At 70.6% G+C, this 21,297-nt stretch carries 17 protein-coding genes; 9 read left to right on the forward strand and 8 right to left on the reverse strand.

Annotation, left to right across the window (positions count from 1 at the left end; genetic code table 11):
• Positions 1-32 precede the first annotated feature (32 nt).
• The 5 genes from ACTHNQ_RS13575 to ACTHNQ_RS13595 all read left to right on the forward strand — a co-directional run bounded on the left by ACTHNQ_RS13575 (position 33) and on the right by ACTHNQ_RS13595 (position 8,595).
• On the forward strand, positions 33-671 hold the full coding sequence (locus tag ACTHNQ_RS13575; RefSeq protein ID WP_440334187.1) for a DNA-directed RNA polymerase subunit beta: 639 nt from the start codon (positions 33-35) through the stop codon (positions 669-671).
• 147 nt (positions 672-818) lie between these two features.
• Positions 819-1,706, forward strand: coding sequence for an aminodeoxychorismate lyase (locus ACTHNQ_RS13580; RefSeq protein WP_440334160.1), 888 nt, complete (start codon positions 819-821; stop codon positions 1,704-1,706).
• 68 nt (positions 1,707-1,774) lie between these two features.
• Positions 1,775-3,901: a LuxR C-terminal-related transcriptional regulator gene (locus tag ACTHNQ_RS13585; protein WP_440334162.1), complete on the forward strand. Its 2,127-nt coding sequence runs from the start codon at positions 1,775-1,777 to the stop codon at positions 3,899-3,901.
• Between the two features lie 165 nt (positions 3,902-4,066).
• Entirely contained in the window at positions 4,067-6,616 is a 2,550-nt protein-coding gene (locus tag ACTHNQ_RS13590) for a glycosyl hydrolase family 18 protein (RefSeq protein ID WP_440334164.1), read from the forward strand.
• Positions 6,617-6,753: 137 nt separating this feature from the next.
• Positions 6,754-8,595 (forward strand): glycosyl hydrolase family 18 protein, encoded by a 1,842-nt coding sequence (locus ACTHNQ_RS13595; RefSeq protein WP_440334166.1) that lies wholly within the window; start codon positions 6,754-6,756, stop codon positions 8,593-8,595.
• 85 nt (positions 8,596-8,680) lie between these two features.
• On the opposite strand, the gene pstB is transcribed toward ACTHNQ_RS13595, so the two are convergent.
• From pstB to ACTHNQ_RS13630, 7 genes are all read right to left on the reverse strand, one after another.
• A complete protein-coding gene (gene pstB, locus ACTHNQ_RS13600) occupies positions 8,681-9,460 on the reverse strand; it encodes a phosphate ABC transporter ATP-binding protein PstB (RefSeq protein WP_018172607.1) in 780 nt (259 codons plus the stop codon).
• A gap of 19 nt (positions 9,461-9,479) precedes the next feature.
• Positions 9,480-10,583, reverse strand: a complete 1,104-nt coding sequence (gene pstA, locus ACTHNQ_RS13605) for a phosphate ABC transporter permease PstA (RefSeq protein ID WP_440334168.1) — start codon at positions 10,581-10,583, stop codon at positions 9,480-9,482.
• Complete coding sequence (gene pstC / locus ACTHNQ_RS13610) at positions 10,580-11,599, reverse strand: phosphate ABC transporter permease subunit PstC (protein WP_440334170.1); 1,020 nt, start codon at positions 11,597-11,599, stop codon at positions 10,580-10,582. Before pstC ends, pstA begins: the two co-directional genes overlap by 4 nt.
• A 142-nt stretch (positions 11,600-11,741) precedes the next feature.
• Positions 11,742-12,872 carry a phosphate ABC transporter substrate-binding protein PstS gene (locus ACTHNQ_RS13615; RefSeq protein ID WP_440334172.1) on the reverse strand — a complete coding sequence of 377 codons (1,131 nt, stop codon included), beginning with the start codon at positions 12,870-12,872 and terminating at the stop codon, positions 11,742-11,744.
• A 181-nt stretch (positions 12,873-13,053) separates the two neighbouring features.
• Entirely contained in the window at positions 13,054-13,992 is a 939-nt protein-coding gene (locus ACTHNQ_RS13620) for an NUDIX hydrolase (protein ID WP_440334174.1), read from the reverse strand.
• Complete coding sequence (locus ACTHNQ_RS13625) at positions 13,989-16,154, reverse strand: RNA degradosome polyphosphate kinase (RefSeq protein WP_440334176.1); 2,166 nt, start codon at positions 16,152-16,154, stop codon at positions 13,989-13,991. Before ACTHNQ_RS13625 ends, ACTHNQ_RS13620 begins: the two co-directional genes overlap by 4 nt.
• Positions 16,155-16,244: 90 nt before the next feature.
• On the reverse strand, positions 16,245-16,943 hold the full coding sequence (locus ACTHNQ_RS13630; protein WP_018172601.1) for a response regulator transcription factor: 699 nt from the start codon (positions 16,941-16,943) through the stop codon (positions 16,245-16,247).
• A gap of 144 nt (positions 16,944-17,087) precedes the next feature.
• Between ACTHNQ_RS13630 and ACTHNQ_RS13635 the strand changes: the two genes are divergently transcribed.
• The 4 genes from ACTHNQ_RS13635 to ACTHNQ_RS13650 all read left to right on the forward strand — a co-directional run bounded on the left by ACTHNQ_RS13635 (position 17,088) and on the right by ACTHNQ_RS13650 (position 20,356).
• On the forward strand, positions 17,088-17,378 hold the full coding sequence (locus tag ACTHNQ_RS13635; protein WP_018172600.1) for a hypothetical protein: 291 nt from the start codon (positions 17,088-17,090) through the stop codon (positions 17,376-17,378).
• 151 nt (positions 17,379-17,529) lie between these two features.
• Positions 17,530-18,132 carry an FABP family protein gene (locus tag ACTHNQ_RS13640; RefSeq protein WP_440334179.1) on the forward strand — a complete coding sequence of 201 codons (603 nt, stop codon included), beginning with the start codon at positions 17,530-17,532 and terminating at the stop codon, positions 18,130-18,132.
• Positions 18,132-19,235: a CAF17-like 4Fe-4S cluster assembly/insertion protein YgfZ gene (ygfZ, locus tag ACTHNQ_RS13645; RefSeq protein ID WP_440334181.1), complete on the forward strand. Its 1,104-nt coding sequence runs from the start codon at positions 18,132-18,134 to the stop codon at positions 19,233-19,235. Before ACTHNQ_RS13640 ends, ygfZ begins: the two co-directional genes overlap by 1 nt.
• 8 nt (positions 19,236-19,243) lie before the next feature.
• Positions 19,244-20,356 carry an FUSC family protein gene (locus ACTHNQ_RS13650; protein WP_440334183.1) on the forward strand — a complete coding sequence of 371 codons (1,113 nt, stop codon included), beginning with the start codon at positions 19,244-19,246 and terminating at the stop codon, positions 20,354-20,356.
• Between the two features lie 49 nt (positions 20,357-20,405).
• On the opposite strand, the gene ACTHNQ_RS13655 is transcribed toward ACTHNQ_RS13650, so the two are convergent.
• On the reverse strand, positions 20,406-21,224 hold the full coding sequence (locus ACTHNQ_RS13655; RefSeq protein WP_440334185.1) for a class I SAM-dependent methyltransferase: 819 nt from the start codon (positions 21,222-21,224) through the stop codon (positions 20,406-20,408).
• Positions 21,225-21,297 lie beyond the last annotated feature (73 nt).

Consider the following 21,297-nt stretch of genomic DNA (forward strand, 5'->3'; position numbering starts at 1 on the left):
GTGTGCTCGTGGCGGCGGGTAGCCTGGAGGGGATGAGCGATTCGTCCCGTGAGTTCCACAAACCCGTCCGCCGGCCCGCAGAACTCTTCGACCGGACGTTCTCGGCCGAGGACCCGGCGGAGGTCTCGCGCGTCGCCCACAGCACCGCGCACGCCCTGCTCGCACGAGTTCGCGCCGACCCCGATGCCGGCACGGTCGACCGCCTCGTCGCATTCACGGACGAGCACGGCATCGACGACCTCGCCGAGCTGTGGTCGCGCGCGCCGTCGCGCAGCCTGCCCGGTGCGCTGTGGCGTCTCTACCTCGTGCAGCTCATGATCCACGACGATCCGCGCACGGCCGCGCTCCTCTACGAGCGCGGCCGTGCCGAGCTCGCCTCGGTCGACGACGTCGTCGCGGGCGCCCCGTCGCCTGCCGGTCCCGAAGAGCTCGTCGCGCTCGTCGACACGATCCTGCGCGGCCTGTTCGAGGGCGACTTCGCGGTCGCGCTCGATCGCGCCGCCGCGTTCTGCCGCGTGCAGGCGTCCGGCGCGACGCATGTCGCCGACGACTACGAGAACACCGAGCCCGAGCGGGCGTCGGCGTTCACGACCCGCGCGCTGCGCCTGTCGGACTACGCCGCCGATCTGTCGGCGTGTGCGGCGCTGTGGCGTCGCGACGCGCTGAGCTGAGGCATGAAAGTGCCGGGCCGCAGAACGCCTCTCGGCGCGGCGCCGCTCGCAGCGGCAAAAGTTGGAGCCCGGGGTTACTGCGGCCCGGCCGATCCAGTGTAACCGAGTCGGGGCCCGCCGCATTCCCGAGCGCCTTAGGCTCGGGGGATGACCCTCCGTTTCGCGCTCGTGATCGAGCCCGCGGCCCCCGATGACGCCCGCCCCGACTTCGCGGAGACCTTCCGTGCGATCGACCCCTCCGCCCCGGCGCTGAGCGTCGGTGAGCTGAGCACGCAGCGCGGCGACGGGATCTTCGAGTCGATCGGCGTCGTCGACGGACACCCGCAAGAGACGCAGGCGCATCTGGAGCGTCTCGCGCACTCGGCGGAGATCTGCGATCTGCCTGCGCCGAACCTGGAGCAGTGGCGGCAGGCGGTGGCGATCGCCGCGACCCACGCGCCGCAGCGCGGGGAGGGTGTGATCAAGCTCATTCTGAGCCGCGGCGTCGAGCACGGGCCGGCGCCCACCGCGTGGGTGACGGCCGCCTCTGCGGCCGACAACACGGCGGCGCGCGAGCACGGCATCCGCGTGGTGACGCTCGACCGCGGCTACGGCATCGACACCCCGGCGACGGCGCCGTGGCTGCTGCTGGGCGCGAAGACGCTCTCGTACGCCGTCAACATGGCCGCCCTTCGCGAGGCGCGCCAGCGCGGCGCCGACGACGCGATCTTCGTGACGTCGGACGGGTTCGTGCTCGAGGCGCCCACCGCGTCGCTCATCGTGCGGCTGGACGGGCGCTTCGTGACGCCCGCGCCGAACGGGGGCATCCTGCACGGCACGACGCAGCTGAGCCTTTTCGCGCACCTCGAGTCGGAGGGGCACGAGACGGGCTACGCGACGCTCCCGGCGCGGACGCTGCAGGAGGCGGACGCCGCATGGCTGGTGTCGAGCGTGCGCCTGGCCGCACCGATCACGGCCATCGACGGCGCCGCCGTGCCGGTGGACGCCGGGCTGACGGCATCCATCAACCGCTACCTGCTGAGCCCGAGGGACTAACCCTCCCGTCGCCCCCTTTGTTAGGGTGTCTAACATTTGGGGGATCGCGACGAGGCGAGGAGCGGTGGATGCGAGGAACCCCGGTGGTGCGTCCGGAACCGGATCCGCTCGTCGACGAGGCGCTCGACGCCGTCATCGGGCTCCGCGCCGCAGGATTCACCGTCGTCCCGCATGTCGCCGCCCATCTCGCGCGCGTCTACCGCGATCCACACGCGGTGCGGGAGGGTGCCGCTCTCCTGGGTGCCGCCGAGCTGCGCGGCGTGAGCGCGCTGCCCGATCCGCTGCCGCTGACCCCCGCGATCGCCGACCGCTTCGGCCCTGCCGTCGCTGCGCTCGGCGAGTGGGAGCGCTCCGTGCTGCTGCATCTGGCGGTGCTCGTCGACGATCGCGCCGAGATCGTGCTGGAGGCCTCGGGCGGCGACATCGACATGCTCGTGGCATCGCCGATCGCCGGCTGCATCGTGCTCGCGGGCGGCCGCATCGCTCTGGCCGATCCTTCGCTGCGCGTGTTCGTGCATGAGACGGCCGCGCTCGCCGACCGCACGCGCGTGCACGCGCGGCTCGCCGCCGTGTACGCGGGACGAGGCGAGGCCGGTCGTTCCGCGTGGCATCGGGCCCTCAGCACGCTGGGCGGCGATGCGTCGCTCGTCCCCGCGCTGCGGGACCTCGCCCGTGAGGCGGATGCCGCAGGCGACGCGGCATGGGCGTTCGCCGTCGCGCGTGAGGCGGCCGCGCACGCGACGGGTGCCGAGCGTGCCGCCGTCGCGGCCGACGTGGGCATCGCCGCGCTCCATGCCGGGTGGGTGGACGACGCGCTGCGCTGGCTCGCCGAGGCGCGCGGCGATCCGGCGATGGAAGAGCGCACGGTCGCACCCTGGGTGCACGCCGTCGCCCTGTCCACCGGAGAGGTCGACGACGTCGCCCTCGACGAGGCCGAGGCGCGCGGCGCAGACACCGGCCGGGCCCACGCCGTCGTGGCCATGCTCGCCGCGGTCTGGGGCGACGGCGCCCGCGTACGCGCTCATCTGCCGCGCGCCCAGGGTCCGGGCGTCGACGACTGGTGCGCGGCACTGGGGTACGGTCAGCCGCGGGCCGATGCGCCACAGGCCGTGACCCTCCACGCCCGCGTGTGCGCGGCATCGCGGTGCGGCTGCGCGCAGCCGGCGGCATCCGAGCTCTCTCCGCTCGCCCGGGCGTACCGGAACCTCCTCAGCGTGCTCGCCCTCACGTGGGACGGCGATCTCTCACGCGCCGGGCACACGTGCTCGAGAGCCCTCGTCTCGACGCCCTTCGTTCTGCCCGTCGACGGACTCGGTGTGGCCATCGCACGCCGGCTGGGCGTGATCACCGGCGGGGCGCTCGGACGCGGCGCCCCGGCGCTCGTGCCGTCATGCCCGCCCTCCCCGCGCGTGCGATGGGAGGCGATCGTCGACGCGCGGCTCGTGGCGGAGCAGGCGGGCGTCGCCGCTGCGGAACCGGACGAACCCGAGAGCCCGCGCGAGCGCGCGGCGGCGTTGGCGGCCCTCGCCGCTGAGCGCGCGCCGCAGCTGCGCGGTGCGCCGCTGTACCTTCCCGGCAGTGACGAGCTGATGGCGACCGGACGGCCGGCCCGCATCCCCGAGGATGCCCGGCTGTCGGCGCGCGTGCGGGGCAACCTGGCGGACGCGGAGAGCCTGTCCGCGCTGTGGCGCATCGCTGAGATGGCGCGCGGCATCCGGTCGCCGTTCGAACGCGCGCGTGCCGAGCTCGAACTCGCTGCCGGGTTCGCCCGCATCGGCCAGCGCTCCCGTGCCGATCGAGCGCTGCTGGCGGCCGACCACCTGTTCGCGCAGGCCGGGACGGGGGAGTGGGGAGCGGCCCTGCGCGAGCTGCGGGCGCGGATCGACAGAGCGGATGCCGCACCCCCGGACGACGCCGACGAGAACGCCTTCGACGCCTGCCGCGAGGCGTGGGCGCCGCTGCTGACCGACCGCGAGCTCGAGGTGGCGCTGCTCGTGGCGGAAGGACTGTCGAACGGAGAGGTCGCGCAGCGCCTGTTCGTCTCGCCACGGACGGTCGAGGTGCACCTGCGCAAGGTGTTCGCCAAGCTCGCCGTGCGCTCGCGGGTGGAGCTGAGCGTCGCCGCCCATCGGGTGCTGCGGACCACCCCGCGGGTGAGCGGCGAACCCGTAGGCATGGGCCGACGGGGTTTGTAAGGGGTTCTACGTATTTCTGCCGGGAACCCTCGATTCGCGGCATCCGCTCTCGTTACCGTCGTGCGCAACGCCAAGACGGCGCGCGCCCCGGCGCGACGGTTCGACGAGGAACGGAACATCATGCGAACAACGGATCTCCCCAGGCCGCGCGCGCACACCCGGTTCGTGAGGTGGGTGGCGCTCGGCGCAGCGGCCGCCGTCGTCGCGACGCTCGGCGTCGCGTCGGCGGCGAACGCGGCGACGAACCCCGCCTGCCAGACGGCGTGGGCGACCACGCAGGCGTACACCGGTGGGGCGCAGGTCTCGTACAACGGCGTCAACTACCGCGCCAAGTGGTGGTCGCAGGGCGAGGTCCCCGGCTCCAGCCAGTGGGGAGCGTGGGAGTCGCTCGGCGCCTGCGGCGGCGGCACCCCCGACCCCACCCCCACTCCGACGCCGACCCCCACACCCACACAGAGTTCCACGCCCACGCCGACCCCGACGCCCACCCCCACGCCGACGACCGCTCCGACCCCCGTCGGAACCCCCTGGACGACGAACCCCGACGAGAAGTGCCGTCCGGACGGGCTGTACCAGACCCCGGGCGCCGACGTGCCCTACTGCACCGTCTACGACACGGCGGGGCGCGAGAAGCTGCCGAACGGTCTCGAGCATCGTGTCATCGGGTACTTCACGAACTGGCGGACCGGCCAGAACGGCCAGCCGCGCTACCTCGCGAGCGACATCCCGTGGACCAAGCTCAGCCACATCAACTACGCGTTCGCGCACATCGACGGCCAGGGCAAGGTCTCGGTCAACCAGACCGTCGCAGGCAACGCCTCCACCGACATGACGTGGCCGGGGGTGGCGGGGGCCGAGATGGATCCGGCGCTGCCGTACAACGGCCACTTCAACCTGCTGACGAAGTACAAGAAGCAGAACCCGGGCGTGAAGGCCCTCGTGTCGGTCGGCGGCTGGGCCGAGACCGGCGGGTACTTCGACTCCGCCGGCAACCGCGTCGCCGACGGCGGCTTCTACACGATGACCGACACGCAGGCGAAGATCGACACGTTCGCCGACTCGGCTGTGCAGTTCATCCGCACGTACGGCTTCGACGGCGTCGACATCGACTACGAGTACGCGAACAGCAACGGCAAGGCCGGCAGCCCCGACGACTTCGCATTCTCGGAGCCGCGCCGCGCCAAGCTGTGGGCCGGTTACCAGGCGCTCATGAAGACGCTGCGCGAGAAGCTCGACCGCGCGAGCGCCGCCGACGGCAAGCACTACCTGCTGACGGTCGCCGCACCGGCGTCCGGCTGGCTGCTCCGCGGCGCGGAGGCGTACCAGGTGACGCCGTACCTCGACTACGTCAACATCATGAGCTACGACCTGCACGGGTCGTGGAACGACTACGTGGGCGGCAACGGACCGCTGTTCGACGACGGCAAGGACCCCGAGCTCGCCGCCGGCGGCGTCTACGGCGCGTACAGCAACATCGGCTACCTCAACACCGACTGGGCGTACCACTACTTCCGCGGATCGATGCCCGCCGGCCGCATCAACGTCGGCGTGCCGTTCTACACCCGCGGCTGGGACGGCGTGCAGGGCGGCACCGACGGGCTCTACGGCAAGGCGCCGCTGCCCGACCAGACCAAGTGCCCGGCGGGCACCGGCCCGAGCCTGGGCGGCACCTCGAAGTGCGGCAACGGCGCGGTGGGGATCAACAACCTCTGGCACGACCTCGACAAGACCGGCGCCGAGGTGGGTGCCGGGGCCAACCCGATCTGGCACGTGCTGAACCTCCAGAAGGGCGTCGTGGGCGACTACACCGCCGCATACGGGATGCCCACGTCGATCACCGGCGCCTACACGCATCACTTCGACGCGGTCACCAAGACCGAGTGGTGGTGGAACGACACGACGAAGACGTTCCTCTCGGGCGACGCCGACCAGGCCATCGGTGCCAAAGCCGACTACATCGCCCAGAACGGCATCGGCGGCGCCATGATCTGGGAGCTCGCGGGCGACTACTCGTACAACTCCGCCAAGGGGCAGTACGAGATGGGATCGACGCTCGTATCGCTGCTGCACGACCGGCTGGCGGCATCCCAGCCCTACGACGCGACGAAGGCCAACGTCGCCATGCCGGCCAAGACGATCGCCCTCGACGTGACCTTCACGGAGTTCGCGCTCGGCGACAACAACTACCCGATCAACCCCAAGGTGACGTTCGTCAACAAGTCCCAGACGGCCATCCCGGCCGGCGCGACGATCACGTTCGACACCGCGACGAGCGACACCGGCGCGATGGGCGAGCAGAGCGGCTGGGGCATCACGAAGGTGTCGGGCGACCACACCGGCAGCAACGTCGGCGGGCTCAAGGGCGACTTCTACACCTACTCGATCAAGGTGCCCTCGGGCGGCATCCCGGCGGGCGGCAGCGCGTACGCCAAGCTGTCGTGGCGCCTGCCGATCTCGCAGATCTCGAACCTGCGGGTGACCGTCGGCAGCGAGACCTACGGCACCACGTATGACCTGCCGCGCGGCGCGACGGTGTACGAGCCGTCGTCCGGAGCAGGCACCGGCGGTGGCACGTGCGGCGCCGCGGCCTGGAGCGCGACGGCCGTCTACACCGGCGGCGCCAAGGTCACCTACAACGGCGCCGGCTACACCGCGCAGTGGTGGACCCAGGGCGAGACGCCCGGCTCCGCCGCGGTGTGGAAGCCGGGCTGCTGACCCCGGCGCGGGGCGGCGGATGCCGTCGCCCCGCGTCTGTTCGAGACGGCGGCTGCGGCATCCGTCTCTCCCTCCCCACGCGGACGACCTCCGCAACGAAAGAAGGCAGGACGATGACACATTCGAAGAAGAGGGGCGTGCGCGCCGCTCTCGCGACCCTGGCCGCCGCGGCCACGGTGGCGAGCATGGCGATGTTCGCCCCCAGCGCGGTCGCCGCCGACCCGGCGCCCGCCGACCCCGTGCCCACCGCGGTGAACGGGTACCGCTCCGTGGGCTACTTCGCCCAGTGGGGCGTCTACGGTCGGGGCTTCAAGGTGAAGCAGCTCGAGACCTCGGGCGCCGCCGACGACCTCACGCACATCAACTATGCGTTCGGCAACATCCACAACCAGACGCTCACGTGCTTCATCGCCAACAAGGCCCAGGGCGAGGGGCCGACCGGCTCCGATGGCGCGGGTGACGCGTGGGCAGATTTCGGCATGGGGTACGCGGCGGACGCCTCGGTGTCGGGCACGGCCGACACATGGGACCAGCCGCTCGCCGGATCGTTCAACCAGCTCAAGCAGCTGAAGGCGAAGCACCCGAACCTCAAGGTCATGCTGTCGATCGGCGGCTGGGCCTGGTCGAAGAACTTCTCGGCGGCGGCGAAGACGGATGCCTCGCGCAAGAAGCTCGTCTCCAGCTGCATCGACGTCTACATCAAGGGCAACCTGCCCGTGATCGACGGCCGCGGCGGAGCGGGAGCGGCGGCCGGCGTGTTCGACGGGATCGACATCGACTGGGAGTGGCCCGGATCGCAGAACGGCAACGTCGGCAACATCGTCGACGAGGTCAACGACAAGGCGAACTTCAAGGCGCTGCTCAAGGAGTTCCGCACGCAGCTCGACGCGTACGGGGCGACGACCGGCAAGAAGTACGAGCTCTCGGCGTTCCTGCCGGCGAACCCGGCCGACATCGCCTCCGGCGGATGGAACGACCCCGAGATCTTCCGCTACCTCGACTTCGGCAACGTGCAGGGCTACGACCTTCACGGCGCCTGGGACCCGACCCTCACCGGGCATCAGGCGAACCTGTTCGACGACCCGAAGGACACCCGGGCGCCCAGCAAGCGCTTCAGCGTCGACAAGGCCGTCAAGCAGTACCTCGGCGTAGGCATCGACCCGAAGCAGCTCGGCGTCGGCCTCGCCCTCTACGGCCGCGGCTGGCAGGGCGCGACCCAGGCCGCGGCGTGGGGCCCGGCGACCGCCGCCGGACCCGGCACGTGGGAGAAGGGCAACGAGGACTTCGACAAGCTGAAGACCCTCGGCACGGACTACTACGACGCCGCCGTCGGCGCGGCGTGGCGGTACGACGGCAACCAGTGGTGGAGCTACGACAACGCGCAGAGCATCACGCGCAAGGCGCAGTACATCGCCGACCTGGGCCTGGGCGGCGGCATGTTCTGGGAGCTCGACGGCGACCGCGGCGGCGTGCTCATCGGCACGCTGGCCGACAAGCTGCGCGCATCGAAGGCGGGCGGCGTGACCGTCCAGCCCGGCGGCGGCACCGGCGGAACCGGCGGGGGCACAGACCCGGGCACCGGTGGCGGAACCGACCCGGGCACGGGCGGCGGCACCGGTACGTGCACCGTCGCCGCCTGGTCGAGCACGGTCGCGTACTCCGGGGGCGCCCAGGTGTCGCTCGACGGCAGCACCTACAAGGCCAAGTGGTGGACGCAGGGTGAGAAGCCCGGCACTGCCGCGGTCTGGGAGCTCGTCGGCACCTGCGGCACGGGCACCGGAACAGGTGGAGGCACGGGCGGCGGCACAGGCACCGGTGGCGGCACGTGCGCCGCGGCGTGGGTGAGCGGCACGGCGTACACCGGCGGTTCGGTCGTCACCTACAACGGCACGCAGTACAAGGCGAAGTGGTGGACGCAGGGCGACACCCCCGGCGCGAGCCAGTGGGGTCCGTGGGAGGCCACCGGCGCCTGCAGCTGACCCGGTGGAACGAAGGATGCCGCCACGCCGCCTGCTTCGAGCAGGCAGGGTGGCGGCATCCTCTCGTCTCACCGCGGAGCGGGGATCACCCGAAGCGGCCCGAGACGTAGTCCTCGGTGGCCTGCACCGACGGAGTCGTGAAGATCGTGGAGGTGTCGTCGTACTCGATGAGCTTGCCGGGCTTGCCGGTGCCGGCGATGTTGAAGAACGCAGTCTTGTCGCTCACACGCGATGCCTGCTGCATGTTGTGGGTCACGATCACGACCGTGTACTCGTTCTTCAGTTCGCCGATGAGCTCCTCGATCGCATAGGTCGAGATCGGGTCGAGCGCCGAGCACGGCTCGTCCATGAGGATCACCTCGGGCGACACCGCGATCGCGCGGGCGATGCACAGACGCTGCTGCTGACCGCCCGACAGGCCGGCGCCGGGCTTGTCGAGGCGGTCCTTGACCTCGTTCCACAGGTTCGCGCCGCGCAGGGACTTCTCGACGAGGGCCTCGGAGTCGGACTTCGAGATGCGCTTGTTGTTGAGCTTGACGCCGGCCAGCACGTTCTCCCGGATCGACATCGTGGGGAACGGGTTCGGACGCTGGAAGACCATGCCCACCTGGCGGCGCACGAGCACGGGATCGACGTTCGCGCCGTAGAGGTTGTCGCCGTCGATCATCACCTCGCCCTCGACACGACCGCCGGGGATCACTTCGTGCATGCGGTTGAGCGTGCGCAGGAACGTCGACTTGCCACAGCCCGACGGGCCGATGAACGCCGTGACACTGCGCGGCTCGATGTACAGCGAGACGCCTTCGACGGCGAGGAAGTCGCTGTAGTAGACGTTGAGGTCGTTGACTTCGATGCTTTTGGACACCTGTGGGCGGCCTTTCGTACTAACGGGTCTTCGGCGCGAAGAGCTTCGCGATGATCCGGGCGATGAGGTTGAAGATGACGACGAGGATCACCAGCAGCAGCGCGGCGCCCCACGCCTGCGCCTGCGAGGCGTCGATGTCCTTCGAGGGGAAGCTGTAGGCCGTGTACGCCATGACCGGCAGCGTCTGCATGGGGCCGGAGAACGGGTTGGCGTTGAAGTTGTCGGTGAAGCTCGCGGCGATGAAGATCGGCGCGGTCTCGCCGACGACGCGTGCGACGGCGAGCACGACACCGGTGACGATGCCGCTGGCCGCCGTGCGCAGCACGACCTTGAGGATGGTGGCGGACTTGGGCACGCCCAGGGCCAGCGACGCCTCGCGCAGGTCCGCGGGGACGAGGCGGATCATCTCCTCCGTCGAGCGGACGACGATCGGGATCATGAGCACGCACAGGGCGATCGACGCGGAGAAGCCGCTGAAGGCCTTGGGGCCGACGATGAGGCTGAACAGCGAGAAGGCGAACAGACCCGCCACGATCGAGGGGATGCCGGTCATCACGTCGACCAGGAACGTGATGGTGCGACGCAGCGGGTTGGTCGGCAGCGCGTACTCCGTGAGGTACACCGCCGTCAGGATGCCGATCGGCACCGAGATGAGTGCGGCGATGCCGGTGATGATCAGCGTTCCGACGATCGCCTGCAGCGCACCGGGAGTGCTCGTGACCTCGAGCGTCTCGGGGTCGAACGTCGACTCGGTGACCGACGTGATGAACTGCCAGTCGACGATCTCGGCGCCCTTGGCGATAACCGTCCACAGGGTCGAGATGAGCGGGGCGACGGCGAGCACGAAGAACGCCGTGACGATGCCTCGGATGACCCGGTCGGTCGCCTTGCGGCGCCCTTCGACGATCGAGGCGCCGACGCCGATCGCGATGAGGTAGAGCACCGCCGTGACCACCAGCCAGATCGGGATGCTGAGGGTCTGCGTGAGGACGAACATCACGAGCCCGACGAGGACCGCGACCGCGATCAGCATGACGGGCTCGATGAACCGCGGCAGACGACCGCTGGTCAGCCGCATCGGCTGCCGCACCTGCGCCGGCGAGGGGGTCATCGTCGCGGTCATGCGCCCTTTCCTTCCGTGCGGCGGCGCTTGCGCGCAGGCTTCGGTCCCTGTGCGCCGATGATGTAGCGGGCGACCATGTTCACGGCGAACGAGATGACGAAGAGCATCAGACCGGTGCCGATGAGCGCGGAGCGCTGGATCTCGGTGGCGACCGGGAAGTTCAGCGCGATGTTCGCCGCGATGGTCTGCGAGTTGTACCCGTCGGTGAGGATGCGCAGCGAGTAGAGCAGCGACGGCGAGATGATGAGCGCGATCGCCATGGTCTCGCCGAGCGCGCGACCGAGCCCCAGCAGCGTCGCCGAGATCATGCCGCTGCGTGCGTAGGGGAGCACCGACAGGCGGATCATCTCCCAGCGCGTGGCGCCCAGGGCGAGGGCGGCCTCTTCGTGCAGGCGGGGCGTCTGCAGGAAGATCTCGCGCGTGATCGAGGTCACGATCGGCAGGATCATGACCGCCAGCACGACGCCACCGGCCAGCATCGTGGAACCGGTGGTCGACACGGGCCCGGCGAAGAGCGGGATCCAGCCGAAGTACTGATTGAGGAAGTCCGAGAGCGGGAGCAGGAACGGGCGCATGACCGCGATGCCCCACAGGCCGAACACGATCGAGGGGACTGCCGCGAGGAGGTCGACGATGTAGCCGAGCGCTCCGGCGATGCGACGCGGGGCGTAGTGCGAGATGAACAGCGCGATGCCGATCGCGACGGGCGCACCCAGCACCATCGCGATGAGCGCCGAGAAGATGCTGCCCCACAGCAGCGGGCCGACGTACTCCCAGAAGCTCGTCCACGGCACCTGCGCGGGATTCTGGATCGAGCTGAGATCGGCGTTCTCCGACCAGTTCGCCGTGATCGCCGGGAGCCCCTGGATGATCAGGAAGATCGCGACGCCGGCGAGGATCACCATGATCGAGACGGCGGAGGTGGCCGAGAGGCCGAGGAAGACGGTGTCGCTCAGGCGCCGCGTCGATCGGGTGCGTGACGCGGCGGGCGCGGGCGGGCTGATCGTGTCAGCCATGACGGGTCCGTCGGTGTCGCATGGAGGAGCTCCTGTCGGGTTCTGGCAGGTCGGTGGCGGCTCAATTCCACCGCCGAACGTGTCGGAGACGGAATTCAGCCCGTCCGCCCAGGCATCGCCTGGACGGACGGACCGACGTGGATCACTTGATGGCGTCGATGGTCTTCTGCGCCTCTTCGAGGATCGAGTCCGGCAGTGCTGCCGAACCGGCGTTCTTCGCCGCGACCTGCTGGCCCAGCGAGCTGGCGACGAACCCGAGGTACGACTTGGTCACCTCGGCCTGCGCCTCGTCCTTGAACGTGGTGCAGGTGATGGCGTACGAGACGAGCGGGATCGGGTAGGTCTCGGTGGTGAGCTTCGAGTAGTCGAACTTCTTCGACAGGTCGCCCTTGACGCCGTTGGAGGCGTCGACGGCGGCGACCTCGAAGGTCTTCGCGACGGCCTCGGCGCTGAAGGGGATCGCCGTGCCGTCCACGACGATCTCGGCGGCGTTCAGGTCGCCGATGGCCGAGTGGTCGGCGTAGCCGATGGTGCCCGAGCCGGCCTTGACGGTGTCGACGACGCCCGAGCCGCCCTTCTGGAGCGAGACGTTGCCCGCGACCGGCCAGTTCTTGCCCGCCGGGTACGGCCACGCCGCGGCCTGCGTGCCGACGAGGTAGTTCGTGAAGTTGGCCGTCGTGCCGGAGCCGTCCGAACGGGCGACCGTCGTGATCGGGCCTGCCGGGAGCGCGGTGCCGTTGTCGGCGGTGATGGCCGGGTCCGACCAGTCGGTGATCTGCAGGTTGAAGATCTTCGCGATCGTCTCGCCGCTCAGCTTGAGGCTGTCGACACCGTCGATGTTGTAGATGATCGAGACGCCGTCGAGGTAGACGGGGATGTTGACGCCGCCCTCGGTGCACAGCGCCTGCGACTGCGCGGTCTCGTCCGCCGACAGGGGCGAGTCCGAGCCGGCGAAGTCGTACGCACCGCTGAGGAAGTTGGTGACGCCGCCGCCGGAGCCCTGCGACTTGTCGTAGTTGATGGTGACGCCGCTGACGGTCGCGTTGTACGCGGTGGTCCACGCGGCCTGTGCGTTGCCCTGGGCGCTGGAGCCGCCGGAGGTGATCGTGCCCGTGAGGCTCGAGTCCAGCTCGACCGTGACACCCGAGTCCGCGGCGGACCCGCTGGCAGAGGGCGTGTCGCTCGGGGTGTCGTCGTTCGAGGCGCAGCCGGCGAGGGCGAGGGCCGCGATCGCGGCGACGGCGCCCACCTGGGCGAGGCGAGAGATCTTCACTGTGTGAATCCTTCACGTGTCAGGGAAATCAGACCTTGGTGCAGGCCTGCGGGTACGAAGCCCAGTGCGGGTTCGCTCTGAAACGTAGGCTCGGACTCTTAAGAGAGTGCGGTCCGCGGGTGAACGGAAGGTGAACGGGAAGGGGTGCGCCGGGGTCGGCGGACGTGAAGCGGCGGTGCGCTCAGACCTTCGGCTCGTGCGTCTCGATCGTGACGATGCCCGATCCGGGGTTCGCGACCGACAGGTGAACGACCGAGAACGCACCGGGCTCGAGCGCCGATGCGCTGCCGAGGTACGAGCCGCGCAGCGTCCCCGTCGCCAGAGCCAGCTCGCTCAGGATGTCGGGCAGCACCGGCCCGTGGCTGCACAGCACGGCCGGCTTGCGTGCCCGCACGCGCTCCCCGATGACGGTGCGAGGGTCGGACTTGCCGTCCTCCCAGGCGTCCTGACTGATGAGCTTCGTGGTGTCGATCTTGCGTCCGAGCGCCTCCGCCAGCGGAGTGACGGTCTTCACACATCGCACCGCGGGGCTCGACACGATCCGGCGCACGCCGAAGGCGCGCAGCGGACCGACGATGGCCCGCGCCTGCTTGCGCCCCCGCGGGGTCAGCGGGCGAGCGGCATCCTTGCCGTCCCAGTCCTCGCGGGGGAGCGCCTTGCCGTGCCGCAGCGCGACGATGGGGAAGGTGCGCAGCACGCGCTCGTCGACGAGGTGCAGGAAGTTCTCGATGATCTCCACGTCGACCGGATAGCTGAGCCGCGAGATCGCCTTCTTCGGGGTGACCCATTCGATCGCCGCGATCTCTTTGTTCGGCACGAACTCGCTCGCGCGGATCGCCTCGTCGGTCGCCTCGGCCGCCCAGTAGTGCACGATCTTGGTGCGCTTGCTGGGCAGGCGGTAGCGCGAGACGCCGACGGGCACGCCGAGCGCGACGCGGATGCCGGTCTCTTCGTGGATCTCGCGCACGGCCGTCTCGGCGAGCATCTCGCCGGGGTCGACCTTGCCCTTGGGGAGCGTGACGTCGCGGTACTTCGTGCGGTGGATGAGGAGCACGCGCAGCTTCTCGTCCACGATCCGCCAGACGACACCCCCTGCCGCGTACACCGCGGTCTCGGTCATCGCACCGCCCGTGCGCGCCGCCGGCGCTGCACGTTGGTCATGGTGCGGTCCTGGATGTCGAGCAGCGGCCTGCCCTCCGCATCCTCGTGGTGGCGCACCCACTCGCCCTCGGGCCGCAGGTGCCACGAGCTGGTCGTGTCGCTCATGGCGAGCGTGAAGAGGTCTTCGAGCTCCTTCACGTGCGCGGGCGACGACACGCGCACGAGCGCCTCGACGCGTCGGTCGAGGTTGCGGTGCATCATGTCGGCGCTGCCGATGTAGACGACGGGCTCGCCGTCGCCGCCGAACGCGAAGATGCGCGAGTGCTCCAGGTAGCGCCCGAGGATCGAGCGCACCGTGATGTTCTCGCTCATGCCCTCGACGCCGGGCTTGAGCGCGCAGATGCCGCGCACCCACACCTCGACCTTCACGCCGGCCTGGCTGGCACGGTAGAGCGCGTCGATGATCTGCTCGTCGACCATCGAGTTCACCTTGATGCGGACGCTCGCAGACTTGCCGGCGAGCGCATTGCGGCGCTCCTTTTCGATGAGGCGCAGCAGTCCTTTGCGCAGGTGCAGCGGGGCGACGAGCAGGCGCTTGAACTTCTTCTCGATGGCGTAGCCGCTGAGCTCGTTGAACAGACGCGTGAGGTCGCGACCGACCTGGTCGTCGGCGGTGAAGAGGCCGAAGTCCTCGTAGATGCGGCTGGTCTTGGGGTTGTAGTTGCCGGTGCCGACGTGGCTGTAGCTGCGCAGCACGCCGCCCTCCTCGCGGATCACCAGCGCCAGCTTGCAGTGGGTCTTCAGACCGACGAGCCCGTAGACGACGTGGACGCCGGCCTTCTCGAGCTTGCGCGCCCACACGATGTTGTTCGCCTCGTCGAAGCGGGCCTTGATCTCGACGAGCGCGAGCACCTGCTTGCCTGCCTCGGCGGCGTTGATGAGGGCTTCGACGATCGGGCTGTCTCCGGACGTGCGGTACAGCGTCTGCTTGATGGCGAGCACGTGCGGGTCCTTGGCGGCCTGCTCGAGGAACGCCTGCACGCTGGTCGCGAAGGACTCGTACGGGTGGTGCACGAGCACGTCGCCCTTGCGGATGGCGGCGAAGATGTCGGCGCGCTCGTTGTTGTCGCCCGGCTGGAACGCCAGTGCGGTCGTCGGCAGGTGCGGCTTGAAGTGCAGGTCGGGGCGGTCGATGCGTGCGAGGTCGAACAGTCCTCGCAGGTCGAGCGGACCGGGGAGGCGGTAGACCTCCTGCTCGGTGATGTCGAGCTCCTTGATGACGAGGTCGAGCGTGACGTCGTCCATGTCGTCGGTGATCTCGAGGCGGATCGGCGGGCCGAAGCGACGGCGCAGCAGCTCGGCTTCGAGCGCCTGGATGAGGTTCTCGGTCTCGTCCTCCTCGATAACCATGTCCTCGTTGCGGGTGAGGCGGAACGCGTGGTGGTCGAGCACCTCCATCCCGGGGAAGAGGTCGTCGAGGTGGTTGGAGATGAGGTCCTCGAGCGGCAGGTAGCGCACGGTCCCGCCGACCGGCGGCAGCTCGACGAACCGGGGGAGCATCGGCGGCACCTTCAGGCGCGCGAACTCCTGACGGCCGGTGCGGGCGTTGCGGATGCGGATCGCGAGGTTGAGCGAAAGGCCCGAGATGTACGGGAACGGGTGCGCCGGGTCGACCGCGAGCGGCATCAGGACGGGGAACACCTGCGCCTGGAAGTAGTCGTACAGCTGGGTGCGCTCGTCGGCGTCGAGCGAGTCGTACGAGACCACCTGGATGCCGGCATCCGCGAGGGCCGGCTGCACGAGGGTCATCCACGCGTCGGCATGCCGCAGCTGCAGACGATGCGCCTCGGCCGAGATCTCGGCGAGGACATCCACCGGCGAGGTGCCCACGTTCGTCGGCACCGCGAGGCCGGTCATGATGCGGCGCTTGAGTCCCGCGACGCGCACCATGAAGAACTCGTCGAGGTTGCTGGCGAAGATGGCGAGGAAGTTCGCACGCTCCAGCACGGGCACCTTGGGATCTTCGGCGAGCTCGAGCACACGCTGGTTGAAGGCGAGCCAGCTCAGCTCGCGATCCAGGTAGCGGTGGTCCGGCAGCTGGGAGTCGAACTCCTCCGACATGTCGAAGTCGTCGTCGTCCGCATCTCCCAGGCCGGTGTCGAGCACCTCGGGTTCGATCATCCCCTCATCATTGCAGGGTCATGTGACCGGAGTGTGAACGAGTCCGCGAACGCGGGGATGCGGCATCCCCGGCCCGACCGGTGTCCGGTGCTACGCGTCGGTCTTCTCGCGGGGTGCCGGCTCGGGCTCATCCTCGTACACGTTGAAGCGGTAGCCGACGTTGCGGACGGTGCCGATGAGCTGCTCGAGGTCGCCGAGCTTGGCGCGCAGGCGCCGCACGTGGACGTCGACGGTCCTCGTGCCGCCGAAGTAGTCGTAGCCCCAGACCTCGCTCAGCAGCTGTTCGCGCGTGAACACACGGGAGGGGTGGGTGGCGAAGAAGTGCAGGAGCTGGAACTCCTTGTACGTCAGGTCGAGCGGCTTGCCGTGCACCTTCGCCGAGTACGAGGACTCGTCGATCGTGATGCCCGAGGTCTGGACGCGGGTGGACACCTGCTCGGCGGACTGGCGGCCGACGGCGAGGCGGATGCGGGCGTCGACCTCGGCCGGCCCCGCCGTCATCAGGATGACGTCGTCGACGCCCCAGTCGGGCGACACCGCGGTGAGGCCGCCCTCGGTGACGACCAGCAGCAGCGGCGCGTCGAGCCCCGTCGTGTTGAGGATCTTGCACAGGGACTTGGCGCCGACGAGGTCGACGCGGGCGTCCACCATGATGATGTCCGCGCTCGGCGCGTTCACCAGCTGCGCGGGCTCAGCGGGGATCTGGCGCACGCGGTGACTCAGCAGTTCGAGCGCGGGCAGGACAGGACCGCCGCCGTGCGTGGAACTGAGAACCAGGAGCTGAGCCAAAGGATCGCCTTCCCGGCGTGCGGGGGCACGCCGCGAACCCCAGTGTAGAGCGCGCGGGGCGCTCGTTTCGCCGCGGGTCGTCCGGGGGCGCCGCTGCGGCCGCTCCCAGGTGCGTCTGCAGCGGCTTTGAGGGATGATGGCCTCGTGGCCGTGCCAGAACTCGCTCCTCGCCGCACCCTCGGCGGTCTCATCGCCGTTTGGGTCTTCGCAGCCGTGGTCGCCATCGTCATCGGCGTCTTCTCGACGCCGGACTGGCGCGCCGCATGGCTGGGCGTGGGGTTGGGCGGATGCCTCCTCGCGGCGTTCGCCGTGCAGCTGTGGACGGGGCGCGCGGCGGGCTTCACCGAACGGGTCGCGGCGAGCGTCCTGGGCGCGGCGCTCGTCATGGGCGTCATCAGCCTCGGATTCGGGCTGGCCGCCCTCGTGCCCGGATGAGCCCGGGTCACGGTTAGACTTCACGTCATGGATACCGTCGCGCTCGAACTGTTCTTCGTGGGCCTGCTCGGACTCGCATCGCTGTCGATCGTGTTCGTCTCCGTGGTGGTCGTCAAGAACCTGTACCGCGGCCAGCGCTGACGGACGCGTCGTGCTCGAGATCCCGACCGACCTGCCCGCGGAGCTCGTTCCGCTTTCGTGGCTCATCGGAGTGTGGGAGGGCACCGGTGTCATCGACTACGGCGACCACGCCTACACTGGCGAGTTCACGCACCGCGTGAGCTTCAGCCACGACGGCGGCGATTATCTGAACTACTCGGCCGAGGCGTGGATCGACGATCCCGCCGATCCTGACGCCCGCACGCGTCTGGTCGCCGAACTCGGCTACTGGCGTCTCGCGCGCACCGCGACGGACGCCGATGCCGGGCCGGGACTGCTGCCCCCCGCGGCGCCGGCGGTCGTCCGCACCGCCGACGACATCGAGGCGCTGCGCAACGCGGACGGCGGCTTCGACATCGAGGTCGCGCTCGTCCACGCCGACGGCGTGAGCGAGCTGTATCTCGGCCAGATCAAGGGCCCCCGCATCGACATCGCGACCGATGCGGTCGTGCGTCCGGCCGGGGCCAAGGCGTACGCCGCGGCGACCCGCATGTACGGACTCGTCGACGGCCACCTGCTGTGGGCGTGGGACATCGCCGCGCTGGGCTTCGAGCTCGGTGCGCACGCGTCGGCCCGTCTCGCCAAGGCCGACTGATGGCGGACGTCTTCGCGGCCGTGCCCGGCGCCGTCGTGGATGAGAACGGGCTGCAGCACCTCGGCAATCCGCTGGTCGAGCAGCGCCGTCTCGCCGAGGGAGCCGCTCTCGCGCCGCGCGCCGACCGCGCCGTGATCGCCGTGCCGGGCGAGGACCGCCTCACGTGGCTGGACTCGCTGTCGTCGCAGGCGCTGGCGCGGCTCGCGCCCGGCGTCGGCACCGAGCTGCTGATCCTCGATCCGCAGGGGCACGTCGAGCATGCGGCATCCGTTCTCGATGACGGCGAGACCACGTGGCTGATCGCCGATCGCTCCGATGTCGAGGGCCTGTACGACTGGTTGCGCAAGATGCGGTTCCGCCTGCGCGTCGACCCCCGCATCGCCCAGGAGTACGCCGTGATCGGCGGCACGGAGTCCGCGCTCGGCAGCGTGTCGCCGGCATCCCCTGCGGGCCTCCCGCTGGTGTGGCGCGACCCGTGGCCCGACGTCACGCCCGGCGGCTGGGCGTACGCACCCGTCGACCCGCATCCCGGCGCGGAGCGCGACTGGGCCGAGGCGATCCTCTCGCGTGACGAAGAGGCGCGGATCGCCGATGCCGCCGTCCGCGGCGACGTGCAGCTCGCAGGCCTCGCCGCGGTCGAGGCGCTGCGTGTGGCCGCATGGCGTCCACGCTGGCAGGCCGACGTCGACGAGCGCGCCCTGCCGCACGAGCTGGACTGGCTGCGCACAGCGGTGCACCTCGACAAGGGCTGCTACCGCGGGCAGGAGACCATCGCGAAGGTCCACAACCTCGGGCATCCGCCGCGCCGCCTCGTGGCGCTGCAGCTCGACGGCTCGGGGAGCGTGCTGCCCGAGCACGGCGCGGTCGTTCGCGTCGGCGACGACGAGGTCGGGAACGTGACCTCGGCGGCCCTGCACTACGAAGAAGGACCCATCGCGCTCGCCGTCGTGCGCCGGTCGACCCCGGTCGACGCGGCGCTCACCGTCGACACCGCCGACGGTCCGGTCGCTGCGGCCCAGGAGGTCGTCGTGCCGCCCGATGCGGGGCGGACGGCGAATGTGCCGCGCATCCCGCGACTCGGCCGTCGTCAGGCGGCCACGTAGGCCTGCCGGTGAGCGGCGACGGCGACACCGCCCCGATCACCCAGGCGGTGCCGACGGGGTGGCGCACGAGTCTCGACCTGCGCCCGCAGCTGGCTCGTGTCCGCGGATCCGCGATCGCGATCGTGCAGATCGTGGTCGCGGCCACCGCCGCCTGGGCCTTCGCGCACTACGTCGTGGGGCATCCCGCGCCGCTGCTGGCCGCGACCGTCACGATCACGAGTCTCGGGCTGGTGCGCGATGCGCGTCCGCGTCGCGTGCTCGAGACGGTCGTCGGGATGCTCGTCGGCATCCTGGTCGCCGAGGGGTTCGTCGTGATCGTCGGGCCGGGGTGGTGGCAGCTCGCGCTGGCGCTCGCGGCGACCCTGTTCGTCGCGCGGTTCCTGTCGCCGTACCCGCCGTTCGCGATCATGGCCGGCGTCCAGGCGTCGATCGTGATGTCGCTGCCCGCCTCTCAGCCCTTCTCGCGTCTGGTCGACGGGATCATCGGCGGCGTCGCGGCGCTCCTGGTCACCGCGCTCATCCCGCGCAATCCGCGCCGCGAAGAGGCCCGCGACGGCCACGCGGTGTTCGCCGCGGCGGACGACGCCGCCCGAACCGTCGTGCAGGCCCTGCGTCGCGGGGACCCGCTGCGCGCGACGCGCGGACTCGAGAAGGCGCGCGCGATCGCGCCGCGGGTCGACGAGTGGCGCGCGTCGCTGGACTCGGGACTCGCGGTCGCGGGGTTCTCGCCGTGGCTGCGCCCTCAGCGCGCCGAGCTGCGGCGCCACCACACCGTGCTGCAGTCGATGGACTTCGCGACCCGGAATCTGCGCGTGGTCGCCCGCCGTGCCGTGTACCTCTGCGACGACGGCGAGCGGCGCCCCGTTCCCGCGGAGCTCCTCGCCGAGCTCATGCGCGGGGCGGCGCTCGTCGGTGACAGCCTCGACGACATCGCGATGCAGCCGGTCGCCCGCGAGGCGGTGCGGGCGGTCGCGGCGCGGCTCGATCCCGCGGCGATCCTCCCGGGCGGCTCGCAGGGCGAGCAGAACCTCGTCACCTCGCTGCGCCCGCTCGCCGTCGACCTGCTCACCGCGACGGGGATGCCCGGCGATGAGGCGCGCGCGGTCCTGCCGCGCGTGTGATCGACGGATGCCGGCGTCCTGAGCGTCGCATCCGTGTGGGGGAGAGGGATCAGCGGGGCGCGACGGCGCTCCATGGCACCGTCACCTCACCCAGGCGCCAGCGCGAGCGCTCCAGGAGCGGCCAGCCCGCCGCCTGCATCGCGGCCAGCGCGGTGCGCCACCGGTGGACGGCGCCGAACGGCGAGACGCTCGCCGCGCGGTCCCACTCGGAGTCCAGCGCGGCGAGCAATCCGTGCACGCGCTCACCCGGGACGTTGCGGTGGATCAGGGCCTTGGGCAGCCTCTCCGCGGCGATCGAGGGATGCTCCAGCTCCGCGAGCCGCAGCGAGACGGAGAACGACCGGGGCACGGCGTCCGGGCCGATGGCGACCCACGTCGCGATCCGGCCGATCTCGTCGCACGTCCCCTCGACCAGCAGCCCGCCGGGCGCCAGGCGTGCCGTCATCGCCGCCCATGCGGCGGCGACCTCCGACTCGTCGTACTGACGCAGCACGTTCATCGCACGGACGATCGCGGGGCGTCGGCCGCCGGGGACGGGAACCTCGAACCCGCCGCGCGCGAACGAAACCCGCGAGTCGGGGGCGAACGGCGTCCCGCCGGCGCGCACCTGCTCGAGCTGGGCCCGCGCCCGCGCGACGCGAGCGGGGTCGATCTCCAGACCGAGCACCTCGACATCGGGCCGGGTGCGGGCGAGCCGGGCGAACAGCTCGAACGCGGTGACGCCGCTCGCGCCGTACCCGAGGTCGACCACGAGAGGGTCGGCGGCGCGGCGCAGCGCGGGATGCCGCGCGATCCACCGATCGATGCGGCGCAGCCGGTTGGTGCCGGTGGTGCCGCGCGTGATCTGCCCGACCGGTCCGCGCGCCATCCCCCGATAATATTGGGCGCATGACCGCGCCCTATACGCTCATCCTCCTCCGCCACGGCCAGAGCGAGTGGAA

This window comes from Microbacterium sp. (assembly GCF_051953575.1).
In the GTDB taxonomy this organism is placed as follows: Bacteria; Actinomycetota; Actinomycetes; order Actinomycetales; family Microbacteriaceae; genus Microbacterium.

Excerpts from the sequence above, each read along its gene's own strand:
- ACTHNQ_RS13575 (WP_440334187.1), top strand. The coding sequence starts at position 33 with ATGAGCGATTCGTCCCGTGAGTTCCACAAACCCGTCCGCCGGCCCGCA.
- ACTHNQ_RS13580 (WP_440334160.1), top strand. The coding sequence starts at position 819 with ATGACCCTCCGTTTCGCGCTCGTGATCGAGCCCGCGGCCCCCGATGAC.
- ACTHNQ_RS13585 (WP_440334162.1), top strand. The coding sequence starts at position 1,775 with ATGCGAGGAACCCCGGTGGTGCGTCCGGAACCGGATCCGCTCGTCGAC.
- pstA (WP_440334168.1), bottom strand. The coding sequence starts at position 10,583 with ATGACCGCGACGATGACCCCCTCGCCGGCGCAGGTGCGGCAGCCGATG.
- pstC (WP_440334170.1), bottom strand. The coding sequence starts at position 11,599 with ATGGCTGACACGATCAGCCCGCCCGCGCCCGCCGCGTCACGCACCCGA.
- ACTHNQ_RS13620 (WP_440334174.1), bottom strand. The coding sequence starts at position 13,992 with ATGACCGAGACCGCGGTGTACGCGGCAGGGGGTGTCGTCTGGCGGATC.
- ACTHNQ_RS13625 (WP_440334176.1), bottom strand. The coding sequence starts at position 16,154 with ATGATCGAACCCGAGGTGCTCGACACCGGCCTGGGAGATGCGGACGAC.
- ygfZ (WP_440334181.1), top strand. The coding sequence starts at position 18,132 with ATGGCGGACGTCTTCGCGGCCGTGCCCGGCGCCGTCGTGGATGAGAAC.
- ACTHNQ_RS13655 (WP_440334185.1), bottom strand. The coding sequence starts at position 21,224 with ATGGCGCGCGGACCGGTCGGGCAGATCACGCGCGGCACCACCGGCACC.